This is a genomic window from Lutibacter sp., assembly GCF_021647475.1.
Taxonomy (GTDB): domain Bacteria; phylum Bacteroidota; class Bacteroidia; order Flavobacteriales; family Flavobacteriaceae; genus Lutibacter.
The window spans coordinates 1-14790 of record NZ_JAKIUR010000004.1 but is presented as its reverse complement, the minus strand read 5'-3'; the positions used below and the strand labels follow the sequence as shown (position 1 = coordinate 14790).

The window sequence follows — 14790 nt, the reverse complement described above, 5'->3', positions numbered from 1 at the left end:
TTCTTATTAAATGATTAAAAAATTATTTTTTTTATATTTTATTAGTATTCCTTTTTTAAACTATGCACAGGTAAAGAAACCGTTTCCTTTACAAACAAAGGATTCTTTAGCTCAGCAAAAATGGGTAGATTCTACTATGAATTTGATGTCCTTAGATGAAAAAATAGGGCAATTATTTATGGTACAGGCATATTCTAATAAAGATGAAAAACATTATGCCGCTATTGAAAATCTAATTGAAAAACAGCATATTGGAGGACTTATTTTTATGCAAGGTACCGCATTAAAACAAGCCAAACTCACCAATAAATATCAATCTATTTCAAAAATACCTTTACTTATTGGTCAAGATGCCGAATGGGGTTTGGATATGAGATTAAAAAATATGTTTCGGTTTCCTTGGAATATGACGTTGGGAGCTATTCGTAATAATCAATTAATTGAGCAATTTGGAAAACAATTAGCTCAACAATGTAAGCGAATTGGGGTAAATATAAATTTTGCTCCAGTGGTTGATATCAATACTAATCCTGATAATCCAATTATTGGTAATCGATCATTCGGAGAAAATAGAGTAAACGTAACCAATAAAGCAACCGCTTTTATAAAAGGTTTACAAAGTGAAAAGGTGTTGGCTTGTGCTAAACATTTTCCTGGGCACGGAGATACTTCTTCAGATTCTCATACCTCGTTACCCGTTTTAGGTTTTAATCGTAATAGATTAGATTCTATAGAGTTATATCCTTATAAAAAACTAGTTCATACAAAGTTGACAAGTATAATGGTTGCTCATTTAAGCGTAAAAGCATTAGAACCAAACCCTAATTTGCCAACTTCATTATCTTATAATGTAGTTACTGATTTATTGCAAAATCAATTAAAATTTAAAGGGTTGATAATTACTGATGCATTAAATATGAAAGGAGCTTCTAATTTTGCAAAACCTGGAGCATTAGAATTAGATGCTTTTTTGGCAGGTAACGATATTTTATTGTTTCCTGAAGATGTAAAATCAGCAATTGCTAATATTAAAAAAGCTGTGTTAGATAGTATAGTTACTGAAGAACGTTTAAATTTTTCTGTAAAAAAAATATTGATGGCAAAATATTGGGCAGGTTTAAATAACTATCAATATATAAGTTTAAATAATTTGCAAAATGATTTGCATACAACGGAAAATAAATTTTTAAACCGAAAATTAGTTCAAAATTCTCTTACGTTATTAAAAAGTAAAAAGAATATACTACCTATTCAAAATTTAGAAACTAAAAAAGTTGCCTACGTAAAATTAGGAGATGCACCAAACTCTTTTTTTGTAAAAATGCTTAAAAATTATACTAAAGTAGATGTTGTTTCTAGTGAAAATTTAGATGAACTTATTACCAAATTAAAATCATATAATTTAGTAATTATTGGTTTTCACAAATCGAATAAAAACCCTTGGAAAAGTTATAAATTCACTAATAAAGAACTGGTTTGGTTGCAGGAATTGGCTAGAACTAATACTATTATTTTAGATATTTTTGCAAGTCCGTATAGTTTATTACAACTTAAAACTTTTGAAAATATTGAAGGCTTAATTATATCTTATCAAAATAGTAAAATTGCACAAGAATTAAGTGCACAAGCTATTTTTGGAGCCATTAATGTAAAAGGAAAATTGCCGGTTTCTATTAGAAATGAATTTGATGAAGGTTACGGTATTTGGTCAACTTCATTAAAAAGATTGGCTTATTCAATTCCAGAAGATGTTAGTTTAAGCAGTATTAAATTAAATAAAATTGATTCTGTTGCAAAAGAAGTAATTAAACAAAAAATGGCTCCAGGATTACAGGTTTTAGTTGCCAGATACGGTAAAGTAGTTTATAATAAAAGTTTTGGATATCATACTTATCAAGATAAAATTAAGGTTAAAAACAGTGATGTGTACGATGTAGCTTCACTTACCAAAATATTAGCAACCTTACCTTTGATTATGGAACTTCAACAGCAAGGAGTCTTAAATTTAGATACTACTATGGGAAAGCTGTTGCCAAATTTAAAAAATACAAATAAGGATACTTTAACGGTAAAAGAAGTGCTTTCTCATGTTGGTAGATTAAAAGCTTGGATTCCTTTTTATTTAAAAACGCTTGACAGTATTACGGGTAAACCATCAAAAAAATATTATCGGACAAAAAAATCTAAAAAATTTAGTATTAAAGTTGCTGAAAATTTATTTTTACGAAGAGATTATAAAGATTCTATTTATATAAGAATTGCAGAAGTTGACCAAAGAGAAAAAAGTGGTTATAAATACAGCGATTTATCCTACTATTTGTTTAAAGAATATTTGGAAAACTATTATCATAAAAACTTAAATGAGTTAAGTCAACAACATTTTTACAAATCTTTAGGAGCAAATAGAACAAGTTATTTACCCCTAAATAAGTTTAAAAAAAACAGCATAGTTCCTACTGAAAAAGATACGTATTATCGCAATCAATTGTTACAAGGTTATGTGCATGATATGGGTGCTGCTATGTTGGGTGGAATAGGAGGTCATGCAGGTTTATTTACCAACGCAAATGATATTGCTAAAATAATGCAAATGTATTTGCAAAATGGATATTATGGAGGTAAACGCTATTTTAAGTCTAAAACAATTTCTACATTCAATCATCGGTATTATGCAAATGATAATGTAAGAAGAGGTGTTGGTTTTGATAAACCTCAGATAAAGGAAATTGAAAAAGCAACTTGTGGTTGTGTTTCAAATGCAAGTTTTGGACATAGTGGATTTACAGGAACTTATACTTGGGCAGATCCTAAAAGCGGAATTGTATATGTATTTTTGTCCAACAGAGTTTACCCAACAATGAAAAATAAAGAATTGATTTATAAAGATATTAGAACCAATATCCAGCAAATAATTCAGGATGCAATTATTAAGTAATTTTTGTTGTTTTAGTAGTTATTAAACCTAGAATAATAGCGCTTATTAAATATATAATTGCAATTTTTAAACTAAAAAAATAATTTACTAACCAAGTTTGTATTAGGTAGAAAACAGGAAATAAGGTTGAAATTAGTGCAAACCGGTAAGTGTTATTAAAAATTTCATCTTTTATCTTAGTTTTAATAGATTTCCATATTAATAATGGTAAAATACTATTGATTTTTGCAATAAAATGAATAGGAGCAAACCAATTTATTTCCTTTGAGTTATAGCTTTTTCTAAGATTTAATTTATCTTTATTTATAATAAGTTCATTTATTTTTATAGGATTTAAAAAATCCACCTGTTTTTTATTTAGTTGATTTATTATTTCATCATATTGTTCTATATCTTCAATATGCGTAGTTAACTTTTTTAGTGAAGAATGTACTTTATTTATTAAATCTGTAAATTTAAAATCAATATTACTAGTATTAATAAATTCATTCGCTAAAATAGGTTTTCCATAATGCAAAGAAACACTGCAAGGGTATTTTATAGGATTGTCATAATTTATACCAACAGGAATTATTTGTATTGGTAACTCAGGATATTTTTGAAGCGTAGCTAAAATAATTCTTGCAAAACCTTTTTTTAGGGGAAGCACTTTTCTTTTTAAATGATGTTTACCTTCAGCAAAAATAACTAGAGTTTGCTCTTTTTTTAAAATTTTACTACAATTTTCAAATGTTACTACATTTTTTTTGATGGTTTTAATACCGTCTCTTATCCTATAAACAGGAATCATATTTACACTAAAAAGTAAAAATTCAACAAATTTATTTACAAAGGCACTTGCTCGCGTTAAAAAATAAGTATTTCTATGGTTAGTTATAGGAATTAACAAAGGATCAATTAAAGCATTTTGATGATTTCCAATAAAGATAATAGCTCCTTTTTTAGGAATATTTTCTTTACCAACTACTTTAATTTTTTTTAAAGTGAAAAATAAACCAAGGTTTACATAACATTTAATAATATGATACCAAATAGTTTTCAATATTAGATTTAATGTATATTCGTTTTGTGTCATATTTCATATTTATACGTCATGTTGAACTTGTTTCAACATCTCATAGTTTTTACTAATCACCGATTTATATTGATGAGACCCTGAAACAAGTTCAGGGTGACGAACATTTTATGATTAATTACGGACAATCAATTTAGATTTTTACTTTTTGTTTAGACCAATATGTTGCAATTAATAATCCTGAAATTATATCCCAAATAGCCCAAAACGCAACTAGCAAAGCCATTCCGCCTAAACCGTTAAAAAAACTAAAAATTAATAAAAGTCCTAATCCAGAATTTTGAATTCCGGTTTCTATAGCCAACGTTTTTTGATTTTTATAAGAGAGTTTCATAACCTTAGCAAAATAAAATCCGGTTAAAATTGCTAAACCGTTGTGAGCAATTACCAATATTAATACATATTGAACATAATTAATAAAAATATCAAAGTTTTTGGCAAATGCTAAAATTATAAATATTAAAAATATAGAAAGTGAAATAGGTTTAAGAATTTTAGCTAATTTATTTGATAAAATAGGATTGTAGCTTCTAACCAGCATCCCTAAAATTAAAGGAATTCCTAATATTAATGTTACCAATTTAGCCAATTCCCACGGATTTAGTTCAACTCTTTTTAATATTTGAGCGGTTGGAGCATACATGTTTCCCCAAAATTCCAAATTAAAAGGAGTCATAACTAAAGATATTAGCGTTGCAAAAGCAGTTAAACTTACAGATAATGCTGCATTTCCTTTAGCCATTTGTGTTATAAAATTAGAAATATTTCCACCGGGGCAAGCAGCAACCATCATTAAACCTAATGCAATACTTGGCATTGGGTTTACTAATTTTATAAAAATAAAAGTCATTAAAGGCAATAAAATGAATTGAGAAATTATACCAACAATTAGTAATTTCGGATTTTTTAGGAGTCTTTTAAAATCATTTATGCTAACACCTAAGGCAACACCAAACATTATAATTGCTAGTGTAATATTTAAAACCCATAACCCTTCAGTATCAAAATTTATTTTTAAGGAATCTAAATTTTCAATCATATCAATTTTTGAAAGCGTATTCTACAATATTTGCACCCATTTTTAAGGCTTTTTCTCTAATTTGTTGTGGATCATGATGCACTTCTTTATTTTCCCAACCATCACTTAAATCTGATTCATAATCGTAAAAGCAAACTAATCTTCCTTTGTAGAAAATTCCAAAAGCCTGTGCAGGTTTACCATTGTGTTCATGTATTTTTGGCAATCCATTTTCAAATATAAAAGTTTGATGATATATAGGATGATTTAACGGAATTTCTTGAAATTCTAAATTAGGAAATACTTTTTTCATTTCTCGTCTAATGTATTTGTCTAATCCATAATTATCTGAGATTTCTAAAAATCCACCTGAAATAAGGTAATTTCTGAGATTTTCAGCATCTTCATTTGAGAATAAAACATTGCCATGACCTGTCATAAATACAATAGGATAATTAAAAATAGCTGGACTTCCAACTTCAACATTTATAAGTTTTTTATCTATTTTAGTATTGATATTTTTGTTGCAAAAAGTTATTAAATCTGGAACTGAAGTTGGATTCGCATACCAATCGCCACCACCATTATATTTTAAACTGGCAACTTGTTGGGCATGAATAAAGGAAAAAGGAAAAAGGATAAAGGGAAAAAGAAATAAAAACTTATTTCTACTAATTATACAATTTTTAAAGTATGATTTTTTTAAAAATATCATTTAGTTATTCATTAATAAAAGCCACACTATGCACAGCAGTAATACCTGCAGTTTCAGTTCGTAATCTGCTTTTTCCCAAAGATACAGGAATATAGTTATGTTCCAAACTTTGCTGGATTTCATTAAGAGAAAAATCGCCTTCAGGACCAATTAAAATAAGCGTTTTATTCTGCTTTTTTAGTATAGATTTTAAACTGGTTTTTTCTGTTTTTTCACAATGTGCTATTAATTTTTTTCCGTCAAAAGGAATTGTTATAAATTTTTTAAAAGTAGTTGGTTCATTAATTTTTGGAAAATAAAATTTTAAGGATTGCTTTGCTGCTGCATGTATTATTTTTTCCAATCGCTCTATTTTAACTACCTTACGTTCAGAATGTTCACAAATAATAGGAGTTATTTCATCAACGCCAATTTCTGTAGCTTTTTCTAAAAACCATTCAAATCTGTCGTTTAATTTCGTTGGTGCTATGGCAATATGTAAATAATAGTTTCTCTCAGTTGGTTTGTTTTCTATTTTGATAACTTCAACTAAACATTTTTTATCGTTTGCTAAGATTACTTTTGCGGTAAATAACAAGCCTAATCCATTGGTAATAAAAACAAAATCACCTTCTTTTTTACGAAGCACACGAACAATATGTCTGCTTTCAGTTTTGTCGAAAATTACTTTTTTAGTAATTTTTGAAATGGTTGGATTATAAAATAATTGCATTTATAGTTCTTTTCGGTAAGTACAACGTTTTTTGTAAAGTTCAGGTTTGAAATTTTTCCAAAGGGCAGCAATTGCAGTATTAGTTGCTAATTCAGGTGTTCTGTAACAATTTTCAATTCCTTTTTCTTTAAAAGTATTATAATATTCCTCAAAAATTATAGCGTGAACTCCTTTATTTTGATAATCAGGATGTACACCAATTAAATACAAAATAATGTCTTTACTTTTATTTTTGGCTTGCAATAAATGGAATAATCCAAAAGGGAAAAGTTTGCCTTTAGCTTTTTGTAATGCTTTTGAAAATGAAGGCATGGTAATAGCAAAAGCAACCATTTTATCTTCTTTATCTAAAACAAACTGAATGTACTCAGGATTAATGAAGCTGATGTATTTTTTTTTAAAATATTCTTTTTGAATATCAGAAATTGGAACAAATGATTCTAAAGATGCATAACTTGAATTAAATAAATCAAACATTTCATCTATATAAGGAAAAATGTCTTTTGTTTTTGTAAAATTAATTTTTTTAAGTTGGTATCGTTTTTTAATTAAGGTACTAGCTTTTGAAAAATATTTTGGATTTATATTTTTAAAAAGAATTTTAGTTTCTAAGTATTCTTTTTCTACTTTGAACCCAAATTTTTCATAATGATTTTTATAATAAGGATAATTATACCACGTAATCATAGTACCAATATGGTTAAATCCTTCTGTTAAAACGCCAACTTTATCTAAATTTGAAAAACCTACAGGTCCTTCCATAAATTCTAGTTGATGTTGATTACCAATTTCTTTAACTTTTTCAATTAATAATTTAGAAACTTCATAATCATCAATAAAATCAAACCATCCAAAACGCATTTTTTTTATTCGTTGTTCATTAATTTCTAAAAAGTTTATAATGGTAGCAATTCTACCAACAATTTTATGGTTTTTAACGGCAACAAAAAAACGAGCATTGGCATGCTTAAAAACGGGATTTTTCTTTTTATTAAACGATTCTAGTTCGTCTTTTATAATAGGAGGAACCCAATACTTATTATTTTTATATAATTCAAAAGGAAACTGCACAAAGGCTTTCATTCCCTTTTTCGAGGTCATTTCTTTTATGGTAATCATTATAATAGTTGATTAATGTCGTTTTTTAAAAATTCGATTGAATATATTTCCTCTTTTTCTTTTTTTTCGCTTTATGTTATTTCTTTTTCTAGTTTTTAATTTTTTTGATAATGTAGAATTTTCTTTTATTTTTTCTTCATGCTTATCTATTCTCCAAGCCACGCCAACACTAGCGTAAACAAAAGAATAATTATCAAAAAAATTAGTTCTGATGGAAGCATCTAGTTGAATATCATCAGAATATAAATAGGCTGCACCCGAGCCAAAATTATATTTAGGAGCATTTCGTTTGTTAAATAAACCTTGATTTTCAATAAAGTACGACCATTTATTGCTAATAGCATAAGTCATACTGATAATATAGGAGTAATAATTAAAATCGGAAGTAATTTTGTCTGCTATTATATTAGTAAGCACCACCAATCTATCGGAAAAGTCATTTTGAAGTAAAAGAGCGGCTTTATAACTAATGCCGTCGTCTTTAAAATCAGAACTTAAAAAATTAGTGTTAACTCCAGCATAAACTCCAACTGAAGGAATTAAACGTTTTTTATCAAATGCCATTTTACGTTTCCAACTTCTTATTTCTTTAGTTTTATCGGTATATTTTTGTTGATAAAATAAATATTTTGCTCCAATAGTTAAATGACTAATTCCACTTATATTAGTTTTTTGTACTGTTGAATTATTATTAAATTCAAGAAATTGATCTTTTTGATAAGCTATTTTTGCATTGAATTCTAGTTTTTCTGAAAATTTTCCATATCTAAAAAATAAATCTCCACCAAAACTTTTAGGAATACCATTAATTTCGGTATTGTTACTTGATCTGTAAAACAAACCAGTTTCAAACTGATATACATTAGTGCCAATACTATACGGACTTTCAGAAAAACCTGGTCGCTTTGAATTTATTATTTCCGTGTATTGTGCAGTTGTTAATTGAATATTTAAAAATAGTATAATCAGTAAAAGGGCTTTTTTCATATTAAAATAGAATATTGTTCAAATATAAGATTTTATATAAATAAACGTTTTAGTTATGTTCAAATTGTTATTTTTGAAAATTAAAATTATTGAAATGGGTTTGTTAAGAACAATAGCAATTTTTATTATAATTTACTATGCAATTAAATTTATTGGCAGGTACATAATGCCAATATTTATTAAAAAGGTAATTAGTAATGTAGAAAAAAAATATAAACAGCAACAAGAACAACAAAAACCTGAAGGAAAAGTTGGAGAAACTATAATTGAAAAAAAACCACCAAAAGTTAAAGAGAGTAACAAAAGCGTAGGAGATTATGTAGATTATGAAGACGTAACTGACGAATAATTATGAAAGAAATTTTTAAAAGTATTATTCCGTTTATCATTGCAATTGGTATTTTTATTATAGTTTCCGTAGCTTATTTTTCTCCTGTTTTAGAAGGTAAAAAATTATATCAAAATGATATAAAACAATTTATCGGAATGGCAAAAGCTATTAATGATTTTAGAGCGGAATACCATACCGAACCTTATTGGACTGATGCAGCATTTAGTGGAATGCCAACCTATAATTTAAGTGCTTTATATCCACATGATTATATTAAAAAAGTAGATAAAATTATTCGGTTTTTACCTCGTCCTGCAGATTATTTATTTCTATATTTTTTAAGCTTTTTTATACTATTAATTGTTTTAAAGATTGACTATAAACTAGCTATTTTAGGAGCTTTAGCTTTCGGGTTTTCAACCTATTATATCATTATTTTAGGCGTTGGACATAATGCAAAAGCTCATGCTATTGGTTATATGCCATTGGTTTTGGCAGGTATTTTATTAGTGTTGCAAAAAAAGAGATATTTAGGTTTTGTGTTGACTGCTTTAGCAATGTCTTTAGAAATAAATGCCAGTCATCCTCAAATGACTTATTATTTACTGTTTGCAGTACTTATTTTAGGAATAATTTATGCTATAGATGCTTTTAAAGAGCATCAACTAAAGTCCTTTTCTAAAAGTATTATCGTTTTAATTGCTGCGGTTATTTTAGCCGTTGGAACTAACGCTACAAGCTTATTGGCTACCAAAGAATATGCAAAATACAGTACGCGAGGTAAAAGTGAATTAACTATTAATACAAATGGAAGTAAAAAAATAGCTTCTAACGGATTAAGTAAAGATTATATTACCACGTATAGTTACGGAATTTTGGAAACTTTTGATTTGTTTATTCCACGTTTTATGGGAGGTGGAAATCGTGAAAATTTAGGATTCGATTCTAATATTTATAAATTTTTAAAAGGAAAAGTTAATCCATCTCAAGCAAAACAATTTACCGAAAATGCACCTATGTATTGGGGAAAACAGCCAATAGTGGAAGCACCTGCTTATATTGGAGCTATTCTTATATTTTTATTTGTGCTAGGATTATTTTTAGTAAAAGGGAAACTAAAAAAATGGTTAGTTGGCGTAGTTATATTTTCCATTTTGTTAAGCTGGGGTAAAAATTTAGATTTTTTAACCAACTTTTTTATTGATTATGTGCCTTTGTATAACAAATTTAGGGCAGTATCTTCTATTCAAGTACTTGCGGAATTAGCCATTCCGTTGTTAGGAATTTTAGCTTTAAAGGATTTTTTCTCTGATAAAATAGCTGTGGATATCAAATTAAAAGCCTTAAAGAAAAGTTTATTTATTACGGGTGGGTTAGCATTAATTTTCGTTTTGTTTGGAAGTAATTTGTTTGCTTTTGAAGGATTAAATGATAGCGGTTACGCTAAATTAATTCCAGGATTATTAGATGCTATTATAGCCGATAGAAAAGCTATATTTTTTAGCGATAGCTTAAGGACTTTAGTATTAGTTGTACTTGCTGCAAGTGTTTTATTCTTCTTTATAAAAGAAAAATTAAGTAAAAATATATCTGTAATTATACTTGGAGTACTTATTCTTTTTGATTTAGTTTCAGTAGATAAAAAATATGTGAATAATGATGATTTTTTATCTGCTAGAAAAATAAATCATCCTTTTATAGCTTCTGAAATTGATAAAGAAATTTTAAAAGATACCAGTTATTATAGAGTTGCAAATTATGCTGCTAGTTTAATGAATGATGGCAGTACGTCTTATTTTCATAAGTCTATTGGTGGTTATCACGCAGCAAAATTAGGACGTTATCAGGAATTATTTGATTATCAAATTGCTAAAAACAATATGGAAGTGCTTAATATGCTAAATACTAAGTATTTTATATTTACAAATGATAATGGTCAAGAAGTTTATCAACCTAATAAAAATGCGAATGGAAATGTTTGGTTTGTACATCATTTAAAATTTGTAACCAACGCTAATGATGAAATTTTAGGATTAGATAGTTTACGGACTAAAAGTGAAGCAATTTTAGATAAACGATTTATTAAAGAAAATTTATTAAATACGTATAAAATAGATACTACTGCAAGTATTAAATTAATTTTTCATAAATTAAATGAGTTAAATTATAGAAGTGAAGCAAATAAAAAACAATTTACTGTTTTCTCAGAAATATATTATAAAAATGGTTGGAATGCGTATTTGGATGGAAAGTTAGCTAAATATTATCGTGTAGATTACGTTTTAAGAGGAATGGAAATTCCAAAAGGGAAACATAATATTACTTTTAAATTTGAACCAACCGTTATAAAAACAGGAACAATTATTATGGTAGTTTCTTATACTTTATTAATTTTAATTGTTATTGGATTCTATTTTTTAAGAAGGAAAAGATTAACTAATTGAGAAACTCATTAATTTAATAATACGTAAAAAGTTTTTTTTGTTACGTGCTGCAACTACTAATTCTTTGCCATTAGTTAAATGTACTTTACCTGAGTTTTCATATTTTACAATATGTTTTAAATTCACTAAAATAGATCGGTGTATTCTAAAAAAAGTTGCTTGTTGTAACAAACTTTCAATTTTTTTTAAGTTGTTTGAAGTCATATATTTTTTATTGGAAGTAGTATAAAAATAAGTGTAACTTCCTTCAGCTTCACAATAAATTAATTTATCTAAAGCTACAATTTCAAATCCGTTTTTTATAGGTAAAGAAATGTTTTGGTGTTTATGTTCAATTTGATTTTTAAAAGCCAAATATTTTTCTAAATCAAAAGAGGTTTGTTTTTCTAAAAATTTAGTTATTACGGTTATAAATTGTGTTTCTAAAATGGGTTTATTTAAAAAATAAAAAGCAAAATAATCCATTGCTTTTTCTCTATAATCTGCTGATCCTGTTGTAAATATTACTTCAAATTCAGAAGTTTTTACATTGTCTAATATTTCAAATCCATCACCATCTTCTAGCTGAATATCTAAAAAAACTAAGGTAGGTTTTAAGTGGTTAATTAAATGAATTCCATCTTTAACACTGGTTGCATTCCCAACAATTTTAATTTTATCAGAAAACGAATTTATTATTAATTGATGTAAGTGATTATATGCAGCAATTTCATCTTCTATTATAATTGCGGTTACTATTTGAGACGACATATTAAATATTAATTAAAGGAATTTTAAGTGTTACTTTTGCACCAACCAAGGTATTAAATTCATCTTTGATATTACTAATAATTATAAATTTTTCTTTGGATGAATTTTCATTAAGGTATTGTAACCTTTCCTTAATATTTTTTATAGAGATTCCAGTACCGCTTGTTTTTGTATTATTTTGTTGAATTCCAATGCCATTATCTGTTATTTCACAAATTAAAAATTCGTTATTTTCAATGGTAAAATTGAGGTTTATTCTGTTTTCTTTAGCTCCGTTTTTAAATCCGTGCCGTAATGAGTTTTCAACAATTGGTTGAATAATCATTGGTGGAACCATTATAAAATCTAAATCATTTTCTATTTTAGAAACATCAATATTAAATATCAAATTTTTATTAAAACGAATTTTTTGTAATTCTAAATATAACCGAGTCATTTCAATTTCGTCAGCTAATCGTATTAAATTTGATTTGGTAGCTTGCAAAGTTAAATTTACTAATTGTCCAAAATTATGTAAGCTTTTTTGAGCTAAATCAAAAGAACCTTTTACTATTAAATCATTAATGTTAACCAACAAATTATTCATAAAATGTGGATTCATTTGTGCATTTAATGCTTGATATTTTAGCGTTGTAATTTTCTCATTTATTGCATGTTTTCTTTTTAGTTTTTGAGATCTAGCATAAAAAATAAGAGCAATAAAACTTAAAAATATAAATAGAATTAGTATTCTAAACCCCAAAGTTGTATAAAAAACAGGATGAATTATGAATGAATAACTTGCCGTTTTTTGACTTTCAATATTACTTTTAGAGATGGATTTTATTTCAAAACTATATTTTCCAGCGGGTAAAGCAGAATATCTTACAGTGCGGTTAGTGGTTTTAATCCATTCCTTTTCTAATCCTTTTAGGCGATATTTAAAATGAATATTTCCTAAACTTTTAAATGAAATTCCAGAAAAATTAAATTGAATATTATTGTTCTTATAATTGAAAGTATTTTTTTTAATGTTTTTAATTATTTGGTTATTTACAGAAATTTGATTGATATGGACTTTAGGCGGTAATGTAGTATTAGTTTTTTTACTTAAATCAATAACGTTTAAACCGTTTGAAGTGGCAACATATACTTTATTGTTTTTAACATAACATGCACGGACATCATTGCTATATAAACCATCGGAAATGGTGTAGCTTTTTATGCTTTTAATGGAAAGATTTTTATTTAAAACTAATTTATTTAATCCAAAATTAGTGGAGAGCCAAATATTATTTTTAGTATCTACAAATATGTTTTTGATATAGTTACTTAACAATCCATTTTTTGTGGATATACTTGTAAATTTTCCGTTATTCAAAATTCCTAATCCATAAGAATTAGAACCAATTAACAAACCAAAAGGGGAATTTTCTATAGCATAAATAATACTTTTATTAAATTCAACTCCTATATCGAACTTTTTAATGGTATTTTTAGCATTTACAAAAATACCATTAGTGGTGCCTATCCATAAGCTGTCATTTTTATAATATACAGAAGTACTTCGGTTATCCCATAACTTTATGAACTTATGAGTATTACTACTTATTTTAGTTACCCCGTTAGCATTTGCTGTGAATAAATTTTTATTGTTAAAAGTTACATCCTTAAAATTAGTTAATCGAGGTATTGAAGAACTTGGATTAGATATTTCCTTAACATTCTCTAATTTAAATTGAGGATTTAACGTTTTTAAACTTAAATCACTAACCACATATAAGCTGTTATTATGTTGTTTAAGCTGCCGTATCCGTTCAGAAGTATTTGAGGTAATCAATGTGAGTTCAGTACTTAGTGTTTCTGGATTTAAAATAAGAAGTTCACTTTTTTCATTTCCAATAATAATTTTATTTTCAAAAAAATTGATAGTATATAAATTATTTTTTTCTTTATCCTTAAACTGAATACCATTAATATTCAAATTAGGAAAAAAATACAATCCGTTAGAAGTGCTCCCAATCCAAATATTATTCTCATTATCCACAAAAGCTCTAGTGGTTCTTACAGTTGGAAGTATTATTTTTAAAGGTTTATTTAGTTTGTCTTTATTATAAATTTGTACACCTTGATTTAAATTAGTTATCCAATAACTGTTGTCAATAGTATAAATTTTTGCTAAATAGTTTAAGGTTTGTTTAGAAGATTTAGAATATATATTTTTAATAGTATCATTTACATTTTTTAATAAAAAACCAAAATTTTTTTCAAGAGAAATCATTGATTTTGAATCGAAATTTTTATAAATAAATGGTTGCCAACTGTTGGTTTTATAACTTTTATTAAGTTGTTTGGTAACTAAAAATAGTTTTTTATTAGCAGTATAATATGAAAATAAAAATACATTGTTGTTTTTATCCTCAATAATACACGGTGTAAGCTTAGGAATATTTTCTTTATTAAAATTGAAGGTTTCAATGTTTAAATTTTTATCTAATTTTTTTATCCTTTTATAACTTCTACAAAACCAAAGATTTCCGTTAGAATCTTCATAGATATCACGAACAAAACCGTTAAAATCTAGTTTTTTTAAAAAGGCCTGAATTCAAGAACTTAACGCAACAAATCATAATCTTAGATTTGTTGTATGAAAGTAAATAAATATGTACGATTAACGTTAAAAGAACGTGTTGTAATAGAAACATTATTACAAGAAAACAAGACC

Annotated in this window: 11 protein-coding genes and 1 pseudogene; 3 read left to right on the top strand and 9 right to left on the bottom strand. The window is 26.6% G+C overall.

Annotated features, from left to right (window positions below; translation table 11 throughout):
• Positions 1-10 precede the first annotated feature (10 nt).
• Positions 11-2935 (top strand): glycoside hydrolase family 3 N-terminal domain-containing protein, encoded by a 2925-nt coding sequence (locus tag L3J60_RS01595; RefSeq protein ID WP_291973687.1) that lies wholly within the window; start codon positions 11-13, stop codon positions 2933-2935.
• Here the strand turns inward: L3J60_RS01595 and L3J60_RS01590 are convergent.
• The 6 genes from L3J60_RS01590 to L3J60_RS01565 all read right to left on the bottom strand — a co-directional run bounded on the left by L3J60_RS01590 (position 2928) and on the right by L3J60_RS01565 (position 8561).
• A complete protein-coding gene (locus tag L3J60_RS01590) occupies positions 2928-4010 on the bottom strand; it encodes a lysophospholipid acyltransferase family protein (RefSeq protein ID WP_291973686.1) in 1083 nt (360 codons plus the stop codon). The two genes, L3J60_RS01595 and L3J60_RS01590, sit on opposite strands and share 8 nt — an antisense overlap.
• A gap of 133 nt (positions 4011-4143) precedes the next feature.
• A complete protein-coding gene (locus tag L3J60_RS01585) occupies positions 4144-5049 on the bottom strand; it encodes a bile acid:sodium symporter family protein (RefSeq protein WP_291973683.1) in 906 nt (301 codons plus the stop codon).
• 1 nt (position 5050) lies between these two features.
• Positions 5051-5743 carry a DUF4159 domain-containing protein gene (locus tag L3J60_RS01580; protein ID WP_291973682.1) on the bottom strand — a complete coding sequence of 231 codons (693 nt, stop codon included), beginning with the start codon at positions 5741-5743 and terminating at the stop codon, positions 5051-5053.
• Positions 5744-5747: 4 nt separating this feature from the next.
• Positions 5748-6455: a 16S rRNA (uracil(1498)-N(3))-methyltransferase gene (locus L3J60_RS01575; protein ID WP_291973681.1), complete on the bottom strand. Its 708-nt coding sequence runs from the start codon at positions 6453-6455 to the stop codon at positions 5748-5750.
• A complete protein-coding gene (locus tag L3J60_RS01570) occupies positions 6456-7574 on the bottom strand; it encodes a GNAT family N-acetyltransferase (protein WP_291973679.1) in 1119 nt (372 codons plus the stop codon).
• Positions 7575-7586: 12 nt separating this feature from the next.
• The gene (locus L3J60_RS01565; RefSeq protein ID WP_291973678.1) at positions 7587-8561 is read right to left on the bottom strand and encodes a transporter; all 975 of its coding nucleotides are present in this window, start codon (positions 8559-8561) and stop codon (positions 7587-7589) included.
• A 73-nt stretch (positions 8562-8634) separates the two neighbouring features.
• Between L3J60_RS01565 and L3J60_RS01560 the strand changes: the two genes are divergently transcribed.
• Positions 8635-8910 carry a DUF4834 domain-containing protein gene (locus tag L3J60_RS01560; protein WP_291973676.1) on the top strand — a complete coding sequence of 92 codons (276 nt, stop codon included), beginning with the start codon at positions 8635-8637 and terminating at the stop codon, positions 8908-8910.
• A gap of 2 nt (positions 8911-8912) precedes the next feature.
• On the top strand, positions 8913-11336 hold the full coding sequence (locus tag L3J60_RS01555; protein WP_291973674.1) for a YfhO family protein: 2424 nt from the start codon (positions 8913-8915) through the stop codon (positions 11334-11336).
• Here L3J60_RS01555 and L3J60_RS01550 read toward each other — a convergent pair.
• The 3 genes and pseudogenes from L3J60_RS01550 to L3J60_RS13435 all read right to left on the bottom strand — a co-directional run.
• Complete coding sequence (locus tag L3J60_RS01550) at positions 11325-12086, bottom strand: LytTR family DNA-binding domain-containing protein (protein ID WP_291973672.1); 762 nt, start codon at positions 12084-12086, stop codon at positions 11325-11327. The two genes, L3J60_RS01555 and L3J60_RS01550, sit on opposite strands and share 12 nt — an antisense overlap.
• Before the next feature lies 1 nt (position 12087).
• Complete coding sequence (locus tag L3J60_RS01545) at positions 12088-14346, bottom strand: sensor histidine kinase (RefSeq protein WP_291973670.1); 2259 nt, start codon at positions 14344-14346, stop codon at positions 12088-12090.
• A 243-nt stretch (positions 14347-14589) separates the two neighbouring features.
• Positions 14590-14670, bottom strand: a pseudogene (locus tag L3J60_RS13435) (two-component regulator propeller domain-containing protein); the annotation flags it as partial.
• Positions 14671-14790: the final 120 nt, after the last annotated feature.